Genomic DNA, 18,425 nt, shown 5'->3' on the forward strand with positions numbered 1-18,425 from the left:
ATAGGTAGACAGTAGGTGATAATACTAAGGCACTCTTTTTACTAAAATAATAAAACAGAATTGTTTGAAAAATGTTGCAAGATTGCTATATACTAATTATAAAATACCTTTTTAAAGGAGAAGAGTTGAGTATGACGAGTAGGATGGAGAGTAGAGGATATTTTGGTGAGTTCGGGGGAAGCTTTGTACCGGAAGAACTTCAACAAGTTATGGATATTTTAGAAGCAGAATTCTTGAAATATAAAGATGATCCGGAATTTAAAGAGGAGTTTCAATACTATCTAAAAGAATATGTAGGACGTGAAAATCCTTTAACCTATGCACAAAATTTAACGAAAAAGATGGGTGGAGCCAAAATTTATTTAAAGCGTGAAGACCTAAATCATACGGGTGCTCACAAAATCAATAATGCGATTGGCCAAATCCTGCTGGCTAAACGGATGGGTGCTAAACGCATCATCGCAGAAACAGGAGCGGGGCAGCACGGTGTAGCGACTGCGACAGCTTGTGCGATGTTTGGTTTAGAGTGTGTTATCTATATGGGCAAGCTAGATACAGAGAGACAAGCGCTGAATGTCTTTCGGATGGAATTGTTGGGTGCCAAGGTTGTTGCAGTCGAAAAAGGACAAGGACGATTAAAGGATGCTGTTGATGAGGCGTTAAATGACTTGGTCCAAAACTACAAAAATACTTTTTATTTACTTGGTTCAGCTGTAGGGCCACACCCTTATCCATCTATCGTCAAGCATTTTCAAGCAATCATAAGTGAAGAATCAAAACGCCAGATTCTTGAAAAAGAAGGCAAGCTGCCTACTGCGATTATTGCCTGTGCGGGTGGTGGAAGTAATGCCATCGGTGCCTTTACTCACTATATCGATGAAGAAAATGTCCGTTTAGTTGGTGTCGAACCGGCTGAAGCCCCAAGTATTTCACAAGGTGTACCGGCAGTATTGCATGGATTTAAAAGTTTGACGTTATTGGATGAAAAGGGAGACCCACAGCCAACTTTTTCGATTGCTGCAGGTTTGGATTATCCAAGTGTGGGTCCGGAACATAGCTTCTTGAAGGATAGTGGTCGAGCGGAGTATGTAACAATAAAAGGTGAAGAAGCTCTTGAGGCCTTTCAAATTTTGTCCAAAACAGAAGGGATTATTCCGGCTCTCGAAAGCTCTCATGCTGTAGCGCACGCGCTGAAATTGGCAAAAGAGTTAACAAAGGATGACATACTAATTGTTAATTTATCAGGACGCGGTGATAAAGATGTAGAGCAAGTATTTAAAATGCTAAAATAGGTGAAATTTTAAAAGCCTCCTGGAAATAGGAGGCTTTTGTTTGGCTAATTATTCCCTGTAATGGGTTGATCGACTCCATTGACATCAAGGATATTGTTTCCGTTCAGCCCACTGGCCGTAAAGACGATTGCAGCTGTGTTCGCTGAGCCGGAGCCGGTGACAGTTTTGTTGGAAGATTTCGGCGAAATGACGGCTGCATCACCGAATAATAGATTTCCATCCGCTACATTAAATACTTGAACTGGGCCGACAATGGCTGGCATATGAATTCCTCCTTTTTCATTTTAAGTTTCATTCGATCCATTCTCGTTTTGTGTCTCTTCATTTTTTTTAGGAATCTGTCGAGTGTGATGCACTCTGGATTCCATGCGTATATGGCCGACATTCCCCACACCGACAAAGGATGAAGTTGATATCCCAATAATGTGGACATTGCCAACACGGATAAAGGGATTAGGGTTTGAAAATTGTGGAAGAAAAGGTTCATCAATCCTCGGAATATAGAGGGGCCTCTTAAAGATGCTGAAATCGCTGAATTGAAATTCTTGTGGCTGGAAATTATCGCTTCTCTTCTGAATTGCCAATACTTGTGAATTTCCGTCAATATAAGAACAGTCTCCGATTTGTATGGTGGAACTGAATATTAACGTCTTGTTAGAAATGGACTTTACTTTTGATATTCTTGAAAACATGTCTTTTATCCTTTTGGAGCAAGCGGAACGAATGGTCCGACGATAAAAGATTCCGGGGGTGTATCGAATGCGGAAGATAGTTGGACGGTTTGAACGTCCCCAATGAGAAATAAAGCAGAGCTTGCTACCCCGATAATTTTAATATCGCCGACACAAAGCTGGTGATTGATTACATTAAACTCCATTTGGATTTCCTCCTGTCTCGGCTTGTGAATTGGTAATGAATTGAATCAAAGCTGCCTGAATATCAGACTTTACTTTTTCTCTGATTTTTTCTTTAACGTTATCCCGCTGCTGCGGTGCGCGTTCTGGAAACGTAAGGTTATCAAAATACATGTTGATGCGTTGATGTAGCTGGCGCTCCACATCCTGTCTCATGAAGTCGTGATAGGCAGGTTCAAGTGATATTTTCAATTGTCCTTCCGTATCACTGATCATATTTTCTAAGTCTGAAAGAATCTCGTTGTAGATTTCCTGTGCGACAATCTCCCGGCCAGGAAATAGATAAGGTGCAGGTGGGACCGCTTGGTTATTTACAGCAAATTCATCAATGTTATTTAAATCATTAGGGTTTAAACCGATATTCAGCGTTCCATCTAAAGATTCGACCTTTAATTGATCAAATTTATATTCAATTTTATCAACGTGGATTGGCGGTTTTTTTTTCAACTCGGCAAGTTCATCTGTCAGGCGTTTGAGTTCGTGTTCAAGTTTCATAATCCGCTTATCCTGGGCATCAAGAAAACGCTGCATTTGTATGGAATATGAATATAAATCATGATTCACGATTCAACACCTCACCTTTATTCTGATGATAAATTTTATATATGACAGTATATGAAATTTGATAGATGTAGGTGAATGCCTATGAATTAGGAGGTCTAAAGTGGGACGAAACTAGGTTCTGGAACTACATCAGCCCCAATCTGAGGAGCGGCTTCAGTGTATCCGCCGGTATTGGCTAATGCGGAGTATGGTTTAATCACTCCGGCGCTGCCTATTTGAAAAACGGATGAATTGGCTATGCTTTCAATTTTTATCATATTGATTTGAATTGTTTGGTGGATATTGAAGATCATGGTGACCTCCTTTCTAAAATAATACGGCTAGAGATTTAATACCAATGGCTGATCAACACCATCAGAATCATACGTATTTGTGGTACTGTAGGCATTATATAGTGAAATGGATTCCCCTGTATTAAAAGAGCCAGCACCTGCAAATGTTTTTGCAGTGGTATATGGACTTATCTTAAAGACGTCGCCAATATGGACAACTCCACTGCTACCGACGTTAATAACTTGAACAACTCCTACGATAGCCGGCATGAAAAATCACCCTTTTTTTCTGTTTTTTCCCGAGTGCATAGGCAGTAAGCCTACCTTATTGTTGGAAGTTTCAATGTATTGTATGTTGTTTCCTTTTTGATGTGATTCATCTGTCTATTTCACATTGTTATAGAACAGTGATAAATGTCATTGGATAATAAGATACAGATATGGTAATATAATGATAAATTCGCAATTTTCAAATAAAATAAGAGGTGATGAGATGAACGTACCTTTGGTATTATCGCATTTTTTGGATCGAGCAGCCTTACTTTATGGCGATAAGAAAGCTATTATTGGAGATGATAAGCTCTTAACGTACTTGGAGTTAAATGGCCGTGTCAACCAGCTTTCTAATGGGTTAAGGGATATTGGAATTAAAAAGGGAGATAAAGTGGCTTATTTGGCACCGAATTCGATTGAAATGCTTGAGGGCTTTTATGGGGTATTTCAACTTGGAGCCGTAATTGTTCCTTTGAATATCCGGTTAACTCCTGCTGATTATGTATTCATTTTGAATCATAGTGAGTCCAAGGTGCTTTTCGTAGACCAGGATTTGTACCATCTTATTTCATCTGTTAAGGACCAACTTGAATCAGTGGAACATATCATTGTGCACTATAAAGAGGAAGAAATAAATGAAACCGATTACAACAAATGGTTGGAGCATTTTGATAAAGAGAGCTTCGATCGGGAGCAAGTTGATGAAAATGATGTTTCGAGTCTCCTTTATACAAGCGGAACGACCGGTAACCCTAAAGGGGTCATGCTGACTCACCGCAATAACTATTTGCATGCACTAGGTGCGATGCATCATATCAGAGTTAATGATCGCGATACATATTTGCACGTTCTGCCAATGTTCCACGTGAATGGCTGGGGTGCTCCATTTTATTATACGGCCAATGGTTCCACTCAAGTTTGTTTAAGAAAAACTACCCCTGAATTGATATTTAATGCGCTTGAAAAGCATAAGGTTTCCATTATGCATATGGCACCAACTGTTCTTAATTCATTGTTTCAATATTATGAACAGAATGTGCCCACATTAGAGCAGGATATCCGTATAGTTGTTGCGGGTTCCGCTCCGCCGCCTGCATTTGTCACAAGGGTAGAAAAAGAGCTAGGGTGGGAATTTATCCAAATATACGGAATGACTGAATCAACCCCGATTAGTTTGATTTCATTGATTCGTTCTGAATTCGACGATCTTTCTGAAAAAGAAAAATACAAAATGAAAGCGAAAGCCGGTTATCCTATCATAGGCAGTGAAGTAAAGGTTATTCATGACAGCGGTGAGGAAGTAGCTCATGATGGCGTGGATATCGGGGAGCTCATTATCCGCAGTCACGGGGTAATGTTAGGTTATTGGAAAAATGAAGAAGCGACCATGCAGGCACTGAAAAATGGCTGGTTGCACACAGGAGATATGGCGACAATTGATAAGGATGGGAATGTCGATATCGTCGATCGTAAGAAGGATATAATTATAAGCGGAGGAGAAAACATCTCTTCCATTGAAGTCGAGGGAATACTATATGAACACCCGTATATTCTTGAGGCGGCAGTCATAGCCGTTCCTCATGAAAAATGGGGAGAGACGCCACATGCCTTTATTGTGCTAAAATCGGGGGTGGAATTAACCGAAGAGGATATCAAGACCTATACACGAGAAAAATTAGCTCACTTCAAGTCAGTCACCAGTGTAACTTTCGTTAAGGAACTGCCAAAAACGGCATCCGGAAAAATACAAAAAATCCATCTTCGTAATGATTATTGGGAAGCTAAAGGAAAATCAGGTAGATTCGTTAATTAATGCTCGTAAACGCTGCTCAGTGATGGGCAGCGTTTTTTCATGTTCGACGACTAACACTGCTAAATTGTATTATAGATCCAGAGATGTGGAAGTTGGAAAATGAAATAAAATTGGGAGGATCTGCACTTATTTTAATTGTGTTTCCAGCTTGATTATTTGTTTCCTATTCTAAATAGTTAGAGAAAGTGCCTCACAAAAAAATATACATACTCTCTTTCGAATATCAAAATCCCTTTTATAATGTACAGTAGGAATGGCACCTATGACCACTTTAGCGGCCCAACATTTCCCTGCATGTAAAACAATCTTTGTATCAGAAAGCTCCTATTCAATTAGTAAAATAAAGGTAATTTTAACCTATTGGCAATTTTCCAAAGTATAATTGTAAACCATTCCTCTAAGCTCATTTTTCTAATATTCTTTATTTTATTAGATATTATCCTTGAATTTGTTCAATAAAAAAGCTCCTGTTGAACTATATAGTGTTAATATTATAAATATTTCAAATTATTGAGAATGTGGGTGTGGGCATGAATCGTTTTCATTATAGCTGGATTATTTTAATCATTACATTCTTCTCCATTATCGTAGCGGGAATTGTTAGGTCATCATCAGGGGTATTCATCGTACCATTTGAATATGAGTTCGGATGGGATCGTTCCGTCATTTCTTTAGCCTTTGCGATAAGTCTTTTTCTATATGGATTATCAGGCCCATTTATGGCCGCTTTAATTGAAGTGCTTGGATTAAAGAAAATGATGGTGTTTGCCATGTCAACTTTATTGGCAGGGGTTTTTCTCACATTTTTCATGGAGCATGAGTGGCAACTAATTCTAATTTGGGGGATTATTATTGGATTAGGGTCCGGACTATTTTTAACGGTATTAAGTCCATATGTGGCGAATCGTTGGTTCGAGAAGCGAAGGGGTCTAGCAGTAGGGATATTAACAGCAAGTACGGCTACAGGTCAGCTGGTTTTACTGCCTGTTTTAGCCATTATTATAGAGAATTATTCTTGGAGATGGGCGATTGGCTTAATTATGGTCCTTAGCTTAATCATGCTAGCAATCATCCTATTATTTATGAAAAACAACCCGAAGGAAGTTGGCATTCTTCCATATGGACTAGAAGAGGAAAGCCAAGAGGCTAATTTAGTTCAAAAGATGAATCCCATTGTTATGGCTTTCCAGTCTTTAATTGAAGCAGTGAGAGTAAAGGAATTCTGGTTATTAGCAGGAAGCTTTTTTATATGTGGACTTTCAACGAGCGGATTGATAGGGACTCATTTCATTTCTTACTGTATTAGTTTTGGATTACCTGTTGTTACGGCTGCGTCTCTGCTTTCTTTTATGGGAATCTTTGATCTAATTGGTACGACTGTATCTGGCTGGTTATCAGATCGTTTCGATAACCGTTGGTTGTTGTTTTGGTATTACGGTCTAAGGGGGGCTTCTCTCGTATTACTACCTTTTGCGCTACAAGAAGGCTCAATTATCCTACTGATTATCTTCTCTGTGTTTTACGGATTGGATTGGATAGCGACTGTACCTCCAACCATTAGCATCTCAAGACAAGTCTTTGGGATAGAGAAAAGTGGAATTGTATATGGTTGGATATTCGCGTCCCATCAGGCAGGTGCAGCAGCGGCGGCGTATGGCGGGGGACTTATCTTTAAAATATTCAGCTCCTATACATGGGCATTCTTTCTTGCAGGAATCTTTTGCGTATTGGGTAGCTTGTTTGTCATACTAATAAAAAAACAAAAATCGGATTTATTGGTTAAAGATGATGCAATGAGGCTATAAAATATTCGTGTACGCTCCATTTCTTATTCTGTACTTGCAACAAGGACTGGAGCTAAATCTGAATGAAAGAGGGTAAAACTGTGAAGGACACGATGGTTCCATTGCAGGAAAGTAAACGGATTGTCAGCATTGATATTTTACGAGGATTAGCCATTTTGGGGATCTTTTTAGTGAATATGCCTTCTTTTCATTCTCCGCTCTTGTATATAGATGGTGTTGAACGATGGACTGAAGGTTGGGACCGGATTTTGTACAGATTCAGTGATATTGTTGCGCAAGCCAGTTTCTATCCGCTATTTGCGTTTCTATTCGGTTTCGGGGCAATCATACTAGCGGTACGGTGTGAGGAAAAGGGTGTCTCATTTCCTTCCCTATATATGAAAAGACTCTTTTTTCTACTAATGCTTGGGTGCATTCATGCCTTTGCCATCTGGCATGGGGACATACTTATTAATTATGCGATATTTGGATTTGCATTTTTACTTTTTTATAAGGTGCGGGGAAAGAATTTGATTTTGCTGGGCTCGTTTTTTTATGTCATCCCTTTTGCGATATTGGGCTCGCTTTTTCTTATTATAGGAGTTTTTGATAGGGAAGAGATGGAGATTACGACTGATTTGACGATGATGAAACAGTCTCTTCAAATTTATCAATCTGGTACATTTACGGAAATAATAAGTCAAAGGGCACTAGATTGGTATAGGGTGAATAACCCATTTAATGCTATTATCCTCTTTTTATCCATTTTTCCGTTCTTTTTACTTGGTGCTGGCGTAGCAAAGCAAGGCTGGCTACATAATCCAGTTCGGTATAAACGACAATTGAAGGCGATATCGATCGTAAGCTTGATATTAGGATTGTCGATTAAGGTTCTGCCATATGTGACGGTATACCATTTTGGCACGATATTTGTGCAGGATTATTTTGGTGGACCGCTGCTGACGATGTTTTATATCACTGGGATTACTCTGCTGGCTGAAAAAACCAGAGCTTCTCGCCTGTTCCAAGCGCTTTCGTATGTCGGTAGGATGTCGATGAGTAATTACTTATTTCAATCGATTGTTTGTACGTCCATTTTTTACTCGTATGGCCTAGGCTTATATGGCACAGTCTCTTACACAACAGGGTTTATCTTACTTCTTGGTGTGTTTTCCGTTCAAATTCTACTCAGCCTATTGTGGATGAAAATGTATAGATATGGACCAGTTGAATATGTATGGCGTTTTGTTACATATGGTAAAAAACCAATTATGAGTCGGAGAGGACTAGTGGAGAAGAAATGTAAATGATGTTCATTAAATTGTTGGTTTTAACTAATTAGGCGAAACCTTAGTTTTGTTTTTTTGTAAAGGCCTATGATATGATGAAATAGAAACTGAACGAGGGGGCAAAAAAATGACTCATATACACATTACAGCTTGGGTTATCGGAATCATTCTTTTCTTTGTCACATATTCGATGCTTAAAAGTGGAAATCCGAAAGCAAAAATGGTACATATGATAACACGTTTATTCTATCTATTGATTTTCCTTACTGGCGGAATGCTGATTACAGATTTTGGTGTTTACGCAGTGAAAATGATTGTCGGAATCATCGTTATTGCCGCTATGGAAATGGTGTTGGTCCGTACGAAAAAAGGAAAAGGCACGAGTGCAATGTGGATATTGTTCATCGTTGCATTTATTTTCGTCCTTTATTTAGGACTCTCCCTTCCACAAGGAATGGACTTTTTTTAAGACATAATGAAAACGGGTGAATGAGGATATCTCATTCGCCCGTTTTTTTTATACTCGAAACTGGTGGGAATTGTAGTTATATTTTTTTATTGTGAATTCACTTTTTCTATGATGATCCGTTTTCCTGTGTTCAGGGTGAACTCAAAGCGATCGTGATCCTTTTTACCATATGAAAAGTGGTGCTGAACGAGGCAAATTTGGGCTTCATTATCAAAGGTGAAGAAGTTTACCCCGGACTGGTTAGAGAGTGCCCTTAAAAAAGTGAGCTGATTATAGCTATATATACAATCATAAATAGAAAAATCGAGTGAATTTAAGGTCGTTACAAATTGAAAAAAAGAGTCGTCGTTCAATTCTTCCAATAATCTTTCAAAAGAGTAAAGCAGTTTTTTGCGAATCCGGATGGGTTCATTTTCTCTTAAGAAGGTTATTTCTCGATGAAGGAGGATTTTCCCCTCTTCTTCTACCACTCCTTGCTGCCAACGGCCCCCCCTGTACACTTCGATGATACTGTCAATGTGGTCTTCAATGGAACAAGCCTCATCAGTTTCATCATCAAAAAAAATCCATTGTTGATTGATATTTTCCACTGTTCCTTCGGTAAAAGCTCTCGTTTGTCTGTTCATTAAATTAGCTCGTTGTTGCTGACTCATACATATACCTCCAATAGTGGAATCCTCACCTACTTTTTAGTCAAAATCCAATGAAAATATAACTGTATATTTTAAAATATTATGGACAAATAACCAACTTTCCGTCTTTGCATAGGCTATGTTTAAACAGTGGATGCTTTGCTCAACAATTCATTATCTACATGAACGTTGAGGGTAGGGGAGTCCCACGGAATCATGCTAATAAATACTTAAGATTTCTTTGCAATTGGCGCTCAAATTCAGAAATATAGGGACGGATATATTTTTTGATAGACCGGATAGAAAGGATGAAGTGTGATGTGTGGGATTACAGGCTGGGTGCATTTTCAAAAGGATTTACGGACAGAAACAAAAACACTTGAAAATATGACAAAAACGTTGGCAAAGCGGGGCCCGGATGAGGAAAATGTTTGGAGCGAAGCCCATGTTGCTTTTGGTCATAAAAGGTTGACGGTTGTTGATGCAGAAGGCGGAAAACAGCCGATGACGAAAGAACACGAATACGGCAGATATACGCTTTGTTATAATGGAGAGCTATATAACACCGAAGACATTCGAAAACAGCTATTATTAAAAGGATATTCCTTTAAAGGTCATTCTGATACAGAAGTTTTACTAACTTCTTATATAGAATGGAAAGAAAAATGTGTCGACTTGTTTAATGGGATTTTTGCGTTTGCGATTTGGGATGAAAAAGAACAGAAATTATTCATTGGAAGAGATCGGATGGGAGTAAAGCCATTCTTTTATGCCGAAAGAGACGGTGGGCTCATTTTTGGTTCGGAATTAAAAGCAATCCTTGCCCATCCTGACGTCAAAACGGAGATCGACCGCGAAGGCTTATCTGAAGTGTTTGGCGTTGGTCCTTCCCGAAAGCCAGGATCAGGTGTATTTCATAATATCCAGGAGTTAAGACCTGCCCATGCGCTTACCTTATCAAGGAAAGGGCTCCGGATTTGGAGGTATTGGAATGTGAAAAGTGAAGACCATCGAGATACCCTCGATGAGACGGCTGAGAAGGTCCGCTTCCTTGTTAAAGATGCAGTGACGCGACAACTCGTATCTGATGTTCCACTATGTACCTTCTTGTCAGGAGGACTGGACTCAAGCGCTATTACGGCTATTGCTGCAAATGCCTATCAAAAAGAAGGGAAAGGCCCGCTTCATACGTATTCTATTGATTATGAAGATAATGAAAGATATTTTAAGGCTAATGATTTCCAGCCTAACTCTGATGGGCACTGGATTAAAAAGATGTCGGATACCTTTAATACGGTGCACCATTCATCGATAATTACTCAAGAACAGCTAACAGATTATCTAACCGAAGCGGTTCATGTCCGTGACCTCCCCGGCATGGCGGATGTCGATTCTTCTTTGCTTTGGTTTTGTAAGGAAATTAAGCAGGATTTTGTCGTGGGTCTATCTGGAGAGTGCGCGGATGAAATCTTCGGCGGTTATCCATGGTTTCATCGTGAAGACGATTTGAATCGTGCTGGGTTTCCATGGATGAGATCGACCGGAGAGCGGGTATCTTTATTGAAAGCGGGCTGGCGTGAGAAATTAAGGTTGGAAGAATATGCGCAAGAAGCCTATTTAACAACTGTTGCTGAAACACCTAGATTGGAAGGAGAAAGTGGTGAAGCGGCAAAGCGCAGGGAGCTTTTCTACGTGAATTTATTATGGTTTATGACGACACTTCTTGATCGGAAGGATCGAATGAGTATGGGAGCCAGCCTCGAGGTTCGCGTGCCGTTTGCCGATCATCGCCTTGTGGAATATGCATGGAACATTCCTTGGGAAATGAAAATGGCTGGAAACCGTGAAAAGGGGATACTGCGAAAAGCATTGGAAGGATTGTTACCGGATGAGGTTTTGTACCGTAAAAAAAGTCCATACCCTAAAACCCATAACCCGATATATACGGACCGTGTTCAAGGGTGGCTGAAAGACTTACTAACGGACAAAAGTTCGGTCCTGCATGAGTTTTTCGATAAACAGAAGCTAACCGATATTGTAGATTCTAAAGGTGCTGCCTTTAAGGTACCGTGGTTCGGGCAATTGATGTCTGGCCCTCAGTTACTGGCCCATTTGGCGCAAACTCATGTGTGGTTCAAGGAATATGATATTCAGATTATTGAATGAAAAAACGGGGCAGGATGATATTCTTTGCCCCGTTTCTCTTTTCTCAATGATTAAATGCGAGAATTTTATATTGATAGCCATCTATTTCAAATTGACTATCCTTCGTTGTTTCTTTTGTCCTTAAATCTGTAAGTGAACGGCCTTCTAAATCAAAAGGAAGCGTAAATGATTGCTGGACATCCGTCGGATTAATTAGTATCACGACAGAACGAGCATCGTTGTACTTTTGGTAGGCAACTATATTTCCGTTTCCGGTTGTATCAAGGAATTTAAACTTTCCATCATTTGCAAGCAATCGTTCCTCTTTTCTTAACAGAATTAAAGCTTTAATTTCATTAAGAAGCTCGCTATTCTGTTTTTCTTCTTCCCAAACCATACATTTGCGGCAACCTGGATCTTGGCCTCCGGTTAAGCCAATTTCATCTCCGTAATATATACAGGGACTGCCATTGAATGTCAGCAAGATAGCGTGGATGAGCTTAGCTCGAGCTACGTCTTCCCCACAATCCGTGAAAATCCTAGGTGTATCATGGCTACCGAGAAGATTGAACATCACGTCAAAAACATTAGTGGGATAACTTTGATAGACCGCTGTCATTTCCTCAATAAACTGGCGCGCATGGATGGTTTGCGAAGCGACCAGGCGGAAAACATGGTTAGTAAAAGGGTAATTCATGACGGCATCAAACTGATCGCCGCGTAGCCACGGCATGGAGTCGTGCCAAATTTCACCGAGAATATAAAGATCAGGTTTGATATCTTTAACCGTTTTTCGGAATTCACGCCAGAATGGTTGATCTACTTCATTGGCTACATCGAGTCTCCAGCCGTCTATATCGAACTCCTCAATCCAATAAGTTGAGACTTCGAGCAGATATTTTTTTACATCCGGATTCGCAGTATTCAATTTTGGCATCGATTCAAAAAAACCGAATGTTTCATAATTAGGTCTTTCCCCTCCTTTTAGAGGAAAGCCGTGAGGATGAAACCAATCCTTATATTCTGAGATCTCGCCTTTTTCAAGGAGATCCTGGAAAGGAGGAAAGTAGTATCCACTATGGTTAAAAACGGCATCCAGCATGACACGGATATTCCGTTTATGGCATTCCTCGATTAGTGTTTTCAAAGTCTCCTTTGTTCCGAATTGCGGATCAATTTCCCGATAATCAATCGTATCGTATTTATGGTTAGAGTATGCTAGGAAGATCGGCGTAAAATAGATTCCGTTAATGCCAAGTTCCTCTAAATAATCAAGGTGTTCAATGATTCCTTCGAAGTCTCCACCAAAAAAATTATCTACGGTCGGGTCTTCACTACCCCAAGGTTTTGCACCTTCAGGATCGTTGTTAGGGTTTCCGTTCGCAAAGCGTTCGGGGAATATTTGATACCAAATAGTATCTTTGACCCATTCTGGTGCCCCAAATACTTCATTTTGATGAAGATAGGGGATGGCGAAATAGCTCCCGGGGTCATTCGGAGGTTCATTAAAGAATCCCTTTTCCGTGTAAATGACCTCTTCATCTCCGGAGTGAACTTTAAATCCATACCGAATCCTTCGATAGGGAGGCTTCACATAAATATGCCAATAATCATAATGGTTATCGCTGCCGGAGATGCTCATTGCTTTTTCTTCATGCTGCCATTGTCCTTTATCCGAAATATATGGGTCTCCAAAAATAAGTCCGGCGTATGAGATATCCTGTTTTTTTGTACGAAGTCGGATATGAAGAGTTTCAGCGTTGGTGGTATAAGCGTAATTGTCATTAGCTCTATGATGGATGGATGAACGTTCCATAGAAAACCACTCCAATTCTTAAAAGAGTATTTGAGGAAATTAATATTGAAAACAGGGAATTTTAGGCTGTTATGAGGTTTCTATATGTAGTTAAAATTAGCCATTTTTAAGTAGTATTAAATGCTATTTTTCCAATATGGTTATATACCCAATTAATAGAAAAAAGCACCTATTAATTAAAAAATAACAAAAAGTACTCATCACTACAAGAAAATAAATAGATAAAGGAAAATGTTGTAAAAATCGAAGCCTTTCATATAATGATAACAGAAGGATCTGGTGCCGCTTTCATTATTAAAAAACTTTATTCGATTAGATGGGCTGGCAAACTGAAGTGTAAACAATCTGGTGCTTTTGGACATGATAGAATAAACATTTTAAAAAGGAGAATGAAAGTGAAGAAGTTGATTTTTCATTTATTCATGTCCATGTTCTTGATTGTTATTGGAAGTGCTTGTGAATCCAGCTCAGAATTGGAAAGTAAAATAGTAAAAGAAAATAAAAAAATCGAAAAAGAAGACACGAATGAAGCGAAGCCAGAAAAATTGATCGTTTGGGAGGAAAAAGGTAAAGCAAATGGTCTAAAGCCGGCGATTGAAGCATTTGAAAAGAAATACGGAATCAAGGTTGAATATGAAGAGATAGAAATGGCTAATGAGATGTATGATCAACTTCGTCGCAATGGGCCAATCGGGAAAGCTCCAGATGTAGTGACTTTTTCGCATGAAAAGGTCGGGCAGATTGTAGAAGAAGGTCTGATTCAGGAACTGAAGGTGAATGAAGACGTACTAAATACCTTTATTGAATCCTCAATCCCAGCCGAAATGTATCAAGGAAAGGTTTTTGGACTTCCAAAGTCCGCTGTATCCTCTGTTTTAATTTACAACAAAAAATTAATGGCTAACGTTCCTGAAACGATGGATGATTTATATAAAAAGGCGAAGGAATTGAGAAAAGGAAAAGTATATGGTTTCTATGCTGACTGGAATGACTTATATGATGCGTATGGAATAATGGCCGGGATGGGCGGTTATGTATTTAAAGAAAAAGATGGGAATCTAGATCCTACGAACATCGGATTAAATAATAAAAGTGCTGTAAAGGGTGCTAAGTATATTCAAAAATGGTATAAAGCAGATGTGATGCCAAAAGGGGACGAAGCAGGGATAGAGAAGTTGTTTATAGAAGGGAAATTGGCTTCTTTCATGAGTAGAGGTAGTACACTTTCTGATAGGAAGAATACAGGGGTGGCGCCATTGCCTGTATTGCCAAATGGCCAGCCGATGAAAACGTTCATGGATATCAAAGGATGGCATGTAACAGCCTTCACAAAATATCCTTACTGGTCTACAAAGTTAGTAGAATTTTTGACAAAAGATAAATATGCAATGCTCCGCTATAAAAAAACAGGAGAAATACCTCCTGTAAAATCTATCATGAACAATGAAGCAATCAATGAAAGTGAAAGAGCACAAGCCTTAAGCATACAATTACAATATGCTGAACCTGTGCCTAATATACCGGAAATGAATGAAGTATGGAAGCCGATGAAATCTGCCATGAAAGAGATAGCTTCTGGAAAAACAAAGCCGAAAAGGACTTTAGATGAAGCAGTAAAGAGGATAAAAAAAGAATATTAATTGCGAATTACTTTTTCCAATTCGACAACGTTCATTTGTATCTCCATTTTGTCCCTTTAGTGTAAAGATTTTTATAATTTGGATTTGACGTTATGGGGGCAAAAGGCTAATCTTAAAGGCGTAAAGAGATAGCTAGGAGGAGAGCGGATATGAGAAAAAGAGTGTTATCACTCGCTTTAATTCCGTTGCTTCTTTTTTACGCCATTCCAGTAGGAGCAGCTGAAAAAGAACAACGAACATGGAAGGACGAAATCGTATATTCATTAATGATCGACCGATTTTTCGATGGTAATACACAAAATAATGGAGATGCGGATGTAAATAATCCTTCTGCTTTTAATGGTGGAGATTTTGAAGGTATTACAAAGAAACTAAATTATTTAAAAGATATGGGATATACCGCTATCATCCTATCGCCGATTTTCGCTAATGAAGAAAATGGCTATCATGGGGATTGGGTTAACGATTTTTATAAAACAGATAAGCACTACGGTACGATTAAAGAATTTAAAAAACTTGTGAATGAGGCTCATAACCGTGATATGAAAGTAATTATTGACTTTCAGGCCAATAATGTGGGACCTAATCATTCTTGGTTAACTGATCCTAATAAACAAGACTGGTTCCATGAAGAAAAAGAGATTTCTAATGACAGTAATCAGGAAGATTTGGAAACAGCCTGGATCGATGGCCTTCCGGATTTGAATCAGGATAACAAGGAAACGCGAGATTATTTGCTTGATGCTGCCAAATGGTGGATTACGGAAACGGATATTGATGGGTACCGTCTGAATAAAGTCCAATACGTAGCAAAGGATTTCTGGAAGGATTTTGTCGAAACTGTCAAGTCTGAAAAATCAAATTTCTATACAATTGGCGATGTTCAAGGTGATGCCGACTTGATTTCAAGCTATAAGAAAACGGGTATCGATGCTTTTATGGCTTATCCGCAAAATGTTGAGTTAAAGGAGACATTTGCTGCGCCAGATAATGATTTGAACCCGGTGTTTGATGCATTTGTGAAAAGTGAAGATGTAAGCGAGAGCAAAGGTTCGCAGGGATTGTTTATGGATACTCAGAACATGCCTCGTTTTACGAAGGCTGCAGCTGATCATAATGAAAACCCAGGTACACGGTGGAAAATGGCGTTATCATATCTTTATACGATACCAGGAGTACCAATCGTATTTTATGGATCGGAAATTGCCTTAAACGGCGATAAGGCCCCTGATAATCATAAATTAATGGATTTCAAGACGGAACAGGAATTAGTGGATTATATAACGAAGCTTTCTGAACTTAGAGACATGTATCCTGCTTTGACAAAAGGGGATATGGAGCTTTTATATGAAAAGGGAGGAACAGCGGTATTCAAGCGCGTCTATGGTGATGAAACAATAGTTGTCGCTATGAATAATACGACTGAAACTCAATCGATAATCCTCACTGATAAGGAACTTGAAAAGAATAAAGAGTTGAGAGGTATGCTGAATGGGGATCTGGTCCGTAGTAAGGACAACAGCTACTCAATCGTAATCGACAGGGAGACGACAGAAGTCTACACTCTATCACCTAAGTCGATTATAAATATTCCTTACCTGTTTGTTATAGGATTGGTTCTTGTTATATTTGGTATATTTATTGCTTTGGTTATTAAACGTTCAAAACGAAACCAGCCAAAATAATCATATACCTCTCGATTTTTGGTAGCTGCAAAACATTGTCCCCTTGGCTTTGTGGAAAACAGAATCGGGAGGTTACAACATGAATAAGACCTGGTGGAAAGAAGCGGTTTGTTATCAAGTCTATCCCCGTAGCTTTATGGATAGTAATGGTGATGGAGTGGGAGATTTAAGGGGGTTAATTTCAAAGCTGGATTATCTGCAGGAACTTGGAATCGATGTTATTTGGATTTGTCCATTTTATAAGTCACCCAATGCAGATAACGGCTATGATATTAGTGATTATCAGGCAGTTTCTGAAGAGTTTGGTTCGATTGAAGACATTGAACTTCTGTTGAAAGAGGTTCACCAACGTGGCATGAGAGTGATACTTGATCTTGTTTTGAACCATACAAGTGACGAACATCCATGGTTCGTTGAGTCGCGTTCCTCCCGAGATAATCCGAAACGAGATTGGTATGTTTGGAGAGATGGCCAAGATGGCCGGGAACCGAATAATTGGGAAAGTATTTTTTCCGGAAGTGCTTGGAAATTCGATGAATTGACCAATCAATTCTATTTACACCTATTTGCAGAAAAGCAGCCAGACTTAAACTGGAAAAACAAAGATGTAAGGCAGGCTCTGTATAAAATGGTTAATTGGTGGCTCGATAAAGGCATTGATGGCTTTCGAATAGATGCAATTACACATATTCATAAGCGTGAAGGCCTACCGGATATGCCTAATCCGTATTGGCATCAGTATATACCTGCCTTTGAAATGCATACCAATCAGGAAGGGATTCTGGATTATCTACAGGAATTAAAAGATGAGACTTTTTCTAAATATGATATCATGACGGTCGGTGAGGCCAATGGTGTCAGGATTGAGCAGGCGGAAGATTGGGTCGGAGAAGTGAATGGAAAGTTCAACATGATTTTTCAATTCGAGCACCTTGGACTTTGGAATCGTGGACAGAATCAGAATGTTGACGTTAATGGTCTAAAACGTACCATGACTAAATGGCAAAAAGGGCTGCAAAACAAAGGATGGAATGCTTTATTTTTTGAAAATCATGACCAACCTAGAAGTGTATCGACATGGGGAAATGATCATCAATATTGGTTGGAAAGTGCGAAAATGATTGGGGCCCTATACTTTTTCATGCAGGGGACTCCGTTTATTTATCAAGGTCAGGAAATAGGTATGACGAATGTCCAATTTGATTCGATAGATGATTATGATGATGTCGGAATGAAAAATTTTTACCGGATTGAGACCTCCAAAGGTCGTTCACATGATGAAATCATGCACATCATATGGCATAGCGGCCGTGATAATTCTCGAACACCAATGCAATGGAACGATAAGAAAAATGGTGGGTTTACGGATGGCACACCGTGGATGAAGGTCAACTCCAATTATCGGGCCATTAACGTAGAACAGCAGAAGAATAATCCATCTTCTATTTATCATTTTTACAAAAAGATGATCGAACTTCGAAAAAAACACCAGGTTTTTGTTTACGGAGAATATGAATTATTATGGGAAGACCATCCTGAACTTTATATTTATACAAGGAATATGAATGGTGATTCAGCCAAGGTTGTATGCAACTTTAGCACAAATCATCATCAAATTGACCTGTCTCATTGGGGGAAAATGGAACTTTTACTAGCGAATTATGATAATTGTCCGGAAGAAACAATGGTTAATTTGCGACCATATGAAACAAGGATTTATCGTTATTAACCTGTAATACCTTTCTGAATTTTAAATGGAAATAAGCTTTAAATCCAGTATTGTTAGTCGTCTGACTTCTGTCCTCACCCAAAGACACCTGCTGTTTTTTAGAAGCTG

The 18,425-nt window shown here is 39.1% G+C and carries 17 protein-coding genes; 9 read left to right on the plus strand and 8 right to left on the minus strand.

Annotation, left to right across the window (positions count from 1 at the left end; genetic code table 11):
• Positions 1-131: 131 nt before the first annotated feature.
• Entirely contained in the window at positions 132-1,292 is a 1,161-nt protein-coding gene (trpB, locus tag AKG34_RS04345; RefSeq protein ID WP_053344948.1) for a tryptophan synthase subunit beta, read from the plus strand.
• A 44-nt stretch (positions 1,293-1,336) separates the two neighbouring features.
• On the opposite strand, the gene AKG34_RS04350 is transcribed toward trpB, so the two are convergent.
• The 6 genes from AKG34_RS04350 to AKG34_RS04375 form a co-directional block, all read right to left on the minus strand.
• Positions 1,337-1,555 carry a spore germination protein gene (locus AKG34_RS04350; RefSeq protein WP_053344949.1) on the minus strand — a complete coding sequence of 73 codons (219 nt, stop codon included), beginning with the start codon at positions 1,553-1,555 and terminating at the stop codon, positions 1,337-1,339.
• Between the two features lie 21 nt (positions 1,556-1,576).
• Positions 1,577-1,984 carry a spore germination protein GerPE gene (locus tag AKG34_RS04355; protein WP_053344950.1) on the minus strand — a complete coding sequence of 136 codons (408 nt, stop codon included), beginning with the start codon at positions 1,982-1,984 and terminating at the stop codon, positions 1,577-1,579.
• A gap of 5 nt (positions 1,985-1,989) precedes the next feature.
• Positions 1,990-2,169: a spore germination protein GerPD gene (locus AKG34_RS04360; protein ID WP_053344951.1), complete on the minus strand. Its 180-nt coding sequence runs from the start codon at positions 2,167-2,169 to the stop codon at positions 1,990-1,992.
• Complete coding sequence (gene gerPC / locus AKG34_RS04365) at positions 2,159-2,770, minus strand: spore germination protein GerPC (RefSeq protein ID WP_053344952.1); 612 nt, start codon at positions 2,768-2,770, stop codon at positions 2,159-2,161. Before gerPC ends, AKG34_RS04360 begins: the two co-directional genes overlap by 11 nt.
• Positions 2,771-2,865: 95 nt before the next feature.
• Positions 2,866-3,063, minus strand: a complete 198-nt coding sequence (locus tag AKG34_RS04370; protein WP_053344953.1) for a spore germination protein GerPB — start codon at positions 3,061-3,063, stop codon at positions 2,866-2,868.
• A gap of 27 nt (positions 3,064-3,090) precedes the next feature.
• On the minus strand, positions 3,091-3,312 hold the full coding sequence (locus AKG34_RS04375) for a spore germination protein (RefSeq protein WP_053344954.1): 222 nt from the start codon (positions 3,310-3,312) through the stop codon (positions 3,091-3,093).
• Between the two features lie 223 nt (positions 3,313-3,535).
• Here AKG34_RS04375 and AKG34_RS04380 point away from each other — a divergent pair, with 223 nt between their 5' ends.
• From AKG34_RS04380 to AKG34_RS04395, 4 genes are all read left to right on the plus strand, one after another.
• On the plus strand, positions 3,536-5,128 hold the full coding sequence (locus AKG34_RS04380) for a long-chain-fatty-acid--CoA ligase (RefSeq protein ID WP_053344955.1): 1,593 nt from the start codon (positions 3,536-3,538) through the stop codon (positions 5,126-5,128).
• Positions 5,129-5,658: 530 nt separating this feature from the next.
• The gene (locus tag AKG34_RS04385; protein WP_053344956.1) at positions 5,659-6,933 is read left to right on the plus strand and encodes an MFS transporter; all 1,275 of its coding nucleotides are present in this window, start codon (positions 5,659-5,661) and stop codon (positions 6,931-6,933) included.
• 62 nt (positions 6,934-6,995) lie between these two features.
• Positions 6,996-8,222: a DUF418 domain-containing protein gene (locus AKG34_RS04390; protein ID WP_083450671.1), complete on the plus strand. Its 1,227-nt coding sequence runs from the start codon at positions 6,996-6,998 to the stop codon at positions 8,220-8,222.
• A 106-nt stretch (positions 8,223-8,328) separates the two neighbouring features.
• On the plus strand, positions 8,329-8,670 hold the full coding sequence (locus tag AKG34_RS04395) for a YisL family protein (protein WP_053344957.1): 342 nt from the start codon (positions 8,329-8,331) through the stop codon (positions 8,668-8,670).
• 86 nt (positions 8,671-8,756) lie between these two features.
• Here AKG34_RS04395 and AKG34_RS04400 read toward each other — a convergent pair whose 3' ends face one another.
• The gene (locus AKG34_RS04400; RefSeq protein ID WP_053344958.1) at positions 8,757-9,323 is read right to left on the minus strand and encodes a DUF2777 domain-containing protein; all 567 of its coding nucleotides are present in this window, start codon (positions 9,321-9,323) and stop codon (positions 8,757-8,759) included.
• 297 nt (positions 9,324-9,620) lie between these two features.
• On the opposite strand from AKG34_RS04400, the gene asnB reads away from it, so the two are divergent.
• On the plus strand, positions 9,621-11,468 hold the full coding sequence (gene asnB / locus AKG34_RS04405) for an asparagine synthase (glutamine-hydrolyzing) (RefSeq protein WP_053344959.1): 1,848 nt from the start codon (positions 9,621-9,623) through the stop codon (positions 11,466-11,468).
• 43 nt (positions 11,469-11,511) lie between these two features.
• Here the strand turns inward: asnB and AKG34_RS04410 are convergent, their stop codons facing one another.
• A complete protein-coding gene (locus AKG34_RS04410; protein WP_053344960.1) occupies positions 11,512-13,263 on the minus strand; it encodes a glycoside hydrolase family 13 protein in 1,752 nt (583 codons plus the stop codon).
• A gap of 395 nt (positions 13,264-13,658) precedes the next feature.
• Here AKG34_RS04410 and AKG34_RS04415 point away from each other — a divergent pair, with 395 nt between their 5' ends.
• The 3 genes from AKG34_RS04415 to AKG34_RS04425 all read left to right on the plus strand — a co-directional run bounded on the left by AKG34_RS04415 (position 13,659) and on the right by AKG34_RS04425 (position 18,317).
• Positions 13,659-14,903, plus strand: coding sequence for an extracellular solute-binding protein (locus tag AKG34_RS04415; protein WP_053347986.1), 1,245 nt, complete (start codon positions 13,659-13,661; stop codon positions 14,901-14,903).
• A 149-nt stretch (positions 14,904-15,052) separates the two neighbouring features.
• The gene (locus AKG34_RS04420; RefSeq protein WP_053344961.1) at positions 15,053-16,588 is read left to right on the plus strand and encodes an alpha-amylase family glycosyl hydrolase; all 1,536 of its coding nucleotides are present in this window, start codon (positions 15,053-15,055) and stop codon (positions 16,586-16,588) included.
• A gap of 79 nt (positions 16,589-16,667) precedes the next feature.
• Complete coding sequence (locus tag AKG34_RS04425; protein WP_053344962.1) at positions 16,668-18,317, plus strand: glycoside hydrolase family 13 protein; 1,650 nt, start codon at positions 16,668-16,670, stop codon at positions 18,315-18,317.
• Positions 18,318-18,425 lie beyond the last annotated feature (108 nt).

The sequence above is a fragment of the Peribacillus butanolivorans genome (assembly GCF_001273755.1).
Classification (GTDB): Bacteria; Bacillota; Bacilli; order Bacillales; family DSM-1321; genus Peribacillus; species Peribacillus butanolivorans.

Excerpts from the sequence above, each read along its gene's own strand:
- AKG34_RS04355 (WP_053344950.1), bottom strand. The coding sequence starts at position 1,984 with ATGTTTTCAAGAATATCAAAAGTAAAGTCCATTTCTAACAAGACGTTA.
- AKG34_RS04395 (WP_053344957.1), top strand. The coding sequence starts at position 8,329 with ATGACTCATATACACATTACAGCTTGGGTTATCGGAATCATTCTTTTC.
- AKG34_RS04380 (WP_053344955.1), top strand. The coding sequence starts at position 3,536 with ATGAACGTACCTTTGGTATTATCGCATTTTTTGGATCGAGCAGCCTTA.
- AKG34_RS04410 (WP_053344960.1), bottom strand. The coding sequence starts at position 13,263 with ATGGAACGTTCATCCATCCATCATAGAGCTAATGACAATTACGCTTAT.
- AKG34_RS04350 (WP_053344949.1), bottom strand. The coding sequence starts at position 1,555 with ATGCCAGCCATTGTCGGCCCAGTTCAAGTATTTAATGTAGCGGATGGA.
- AKG34_RS04420 (WP_053344961.1), top strand. The coding sequence starts at position 15,053 with ATGAGAAAAAGAGTGTTATCACTCGCTTTAATTCCGTTGCTTCTTTTT.
- asnB (WP_053344959.1), top strand. The coding sequence starts at position 9,621 with ATGTGTGGGATTACAGGCTGGGTGCATTTTCAAAAGGATTTACGGACA.
- AKG34_RS04390 (WP_083450671.1), top strand. The coding sequence starts at position 6,996 with ATGAAAGAGGGTAAAACTGTGAAGGACACGATGGTTCCATTGCAGGAA.
- AKG34_RS04360 (WP_053344951.1), bottom strand. The coding sequence starts at position 2,169 with ATGGAGTTTAATGTAATCAATCACCAGCTTTGTGTCGGCGATATTAAA.
- AKG34_RS04385 (WP_053344956.1), top strand. The coding sequence starts at position 5,659 with ATGAATCGTTTTCATTATAGCTGGATTATTTTAATCATTACATTCTTC.
- AKG34_RS04400 (WP_053344958.1), bottom strand. The coding sequence starts at position 9,323 with ATGAGTCAGCAACAACGAGCTAATTTAATGAACAGACAAACGAGAGCT.
- AKG34_RS04425 (WP_053344962.1), top strand. The coding sequence starts at position 16,668 with ATGAATAAGACCTGGTGGAAAGAAGCGGTTTGTTATCAAGTCTATCCC.
- trpB (WP_053344948.1), top strand. The coding sequence starts at position 132 with ATGACGAGTAGGATGGAGAGTAGAGGATATTTTGGTGAGTTCGGGGGA.
- AKG34_RS04375 (WP_053344954.1), bottom strand. The coding sequence starts at position 3,312 with ATGCCGGCTATCGTAGGAGTTGTTCAAGTTATTAACGTCGGTAGCAGT.
- AKG34_RS04370 (WP_053344953.1), bottom strand. The coding sequence starts at position 3,063 with ATGATCTTCAATATCCACCAAACAATTCAAATCAATATGATAAAAATT.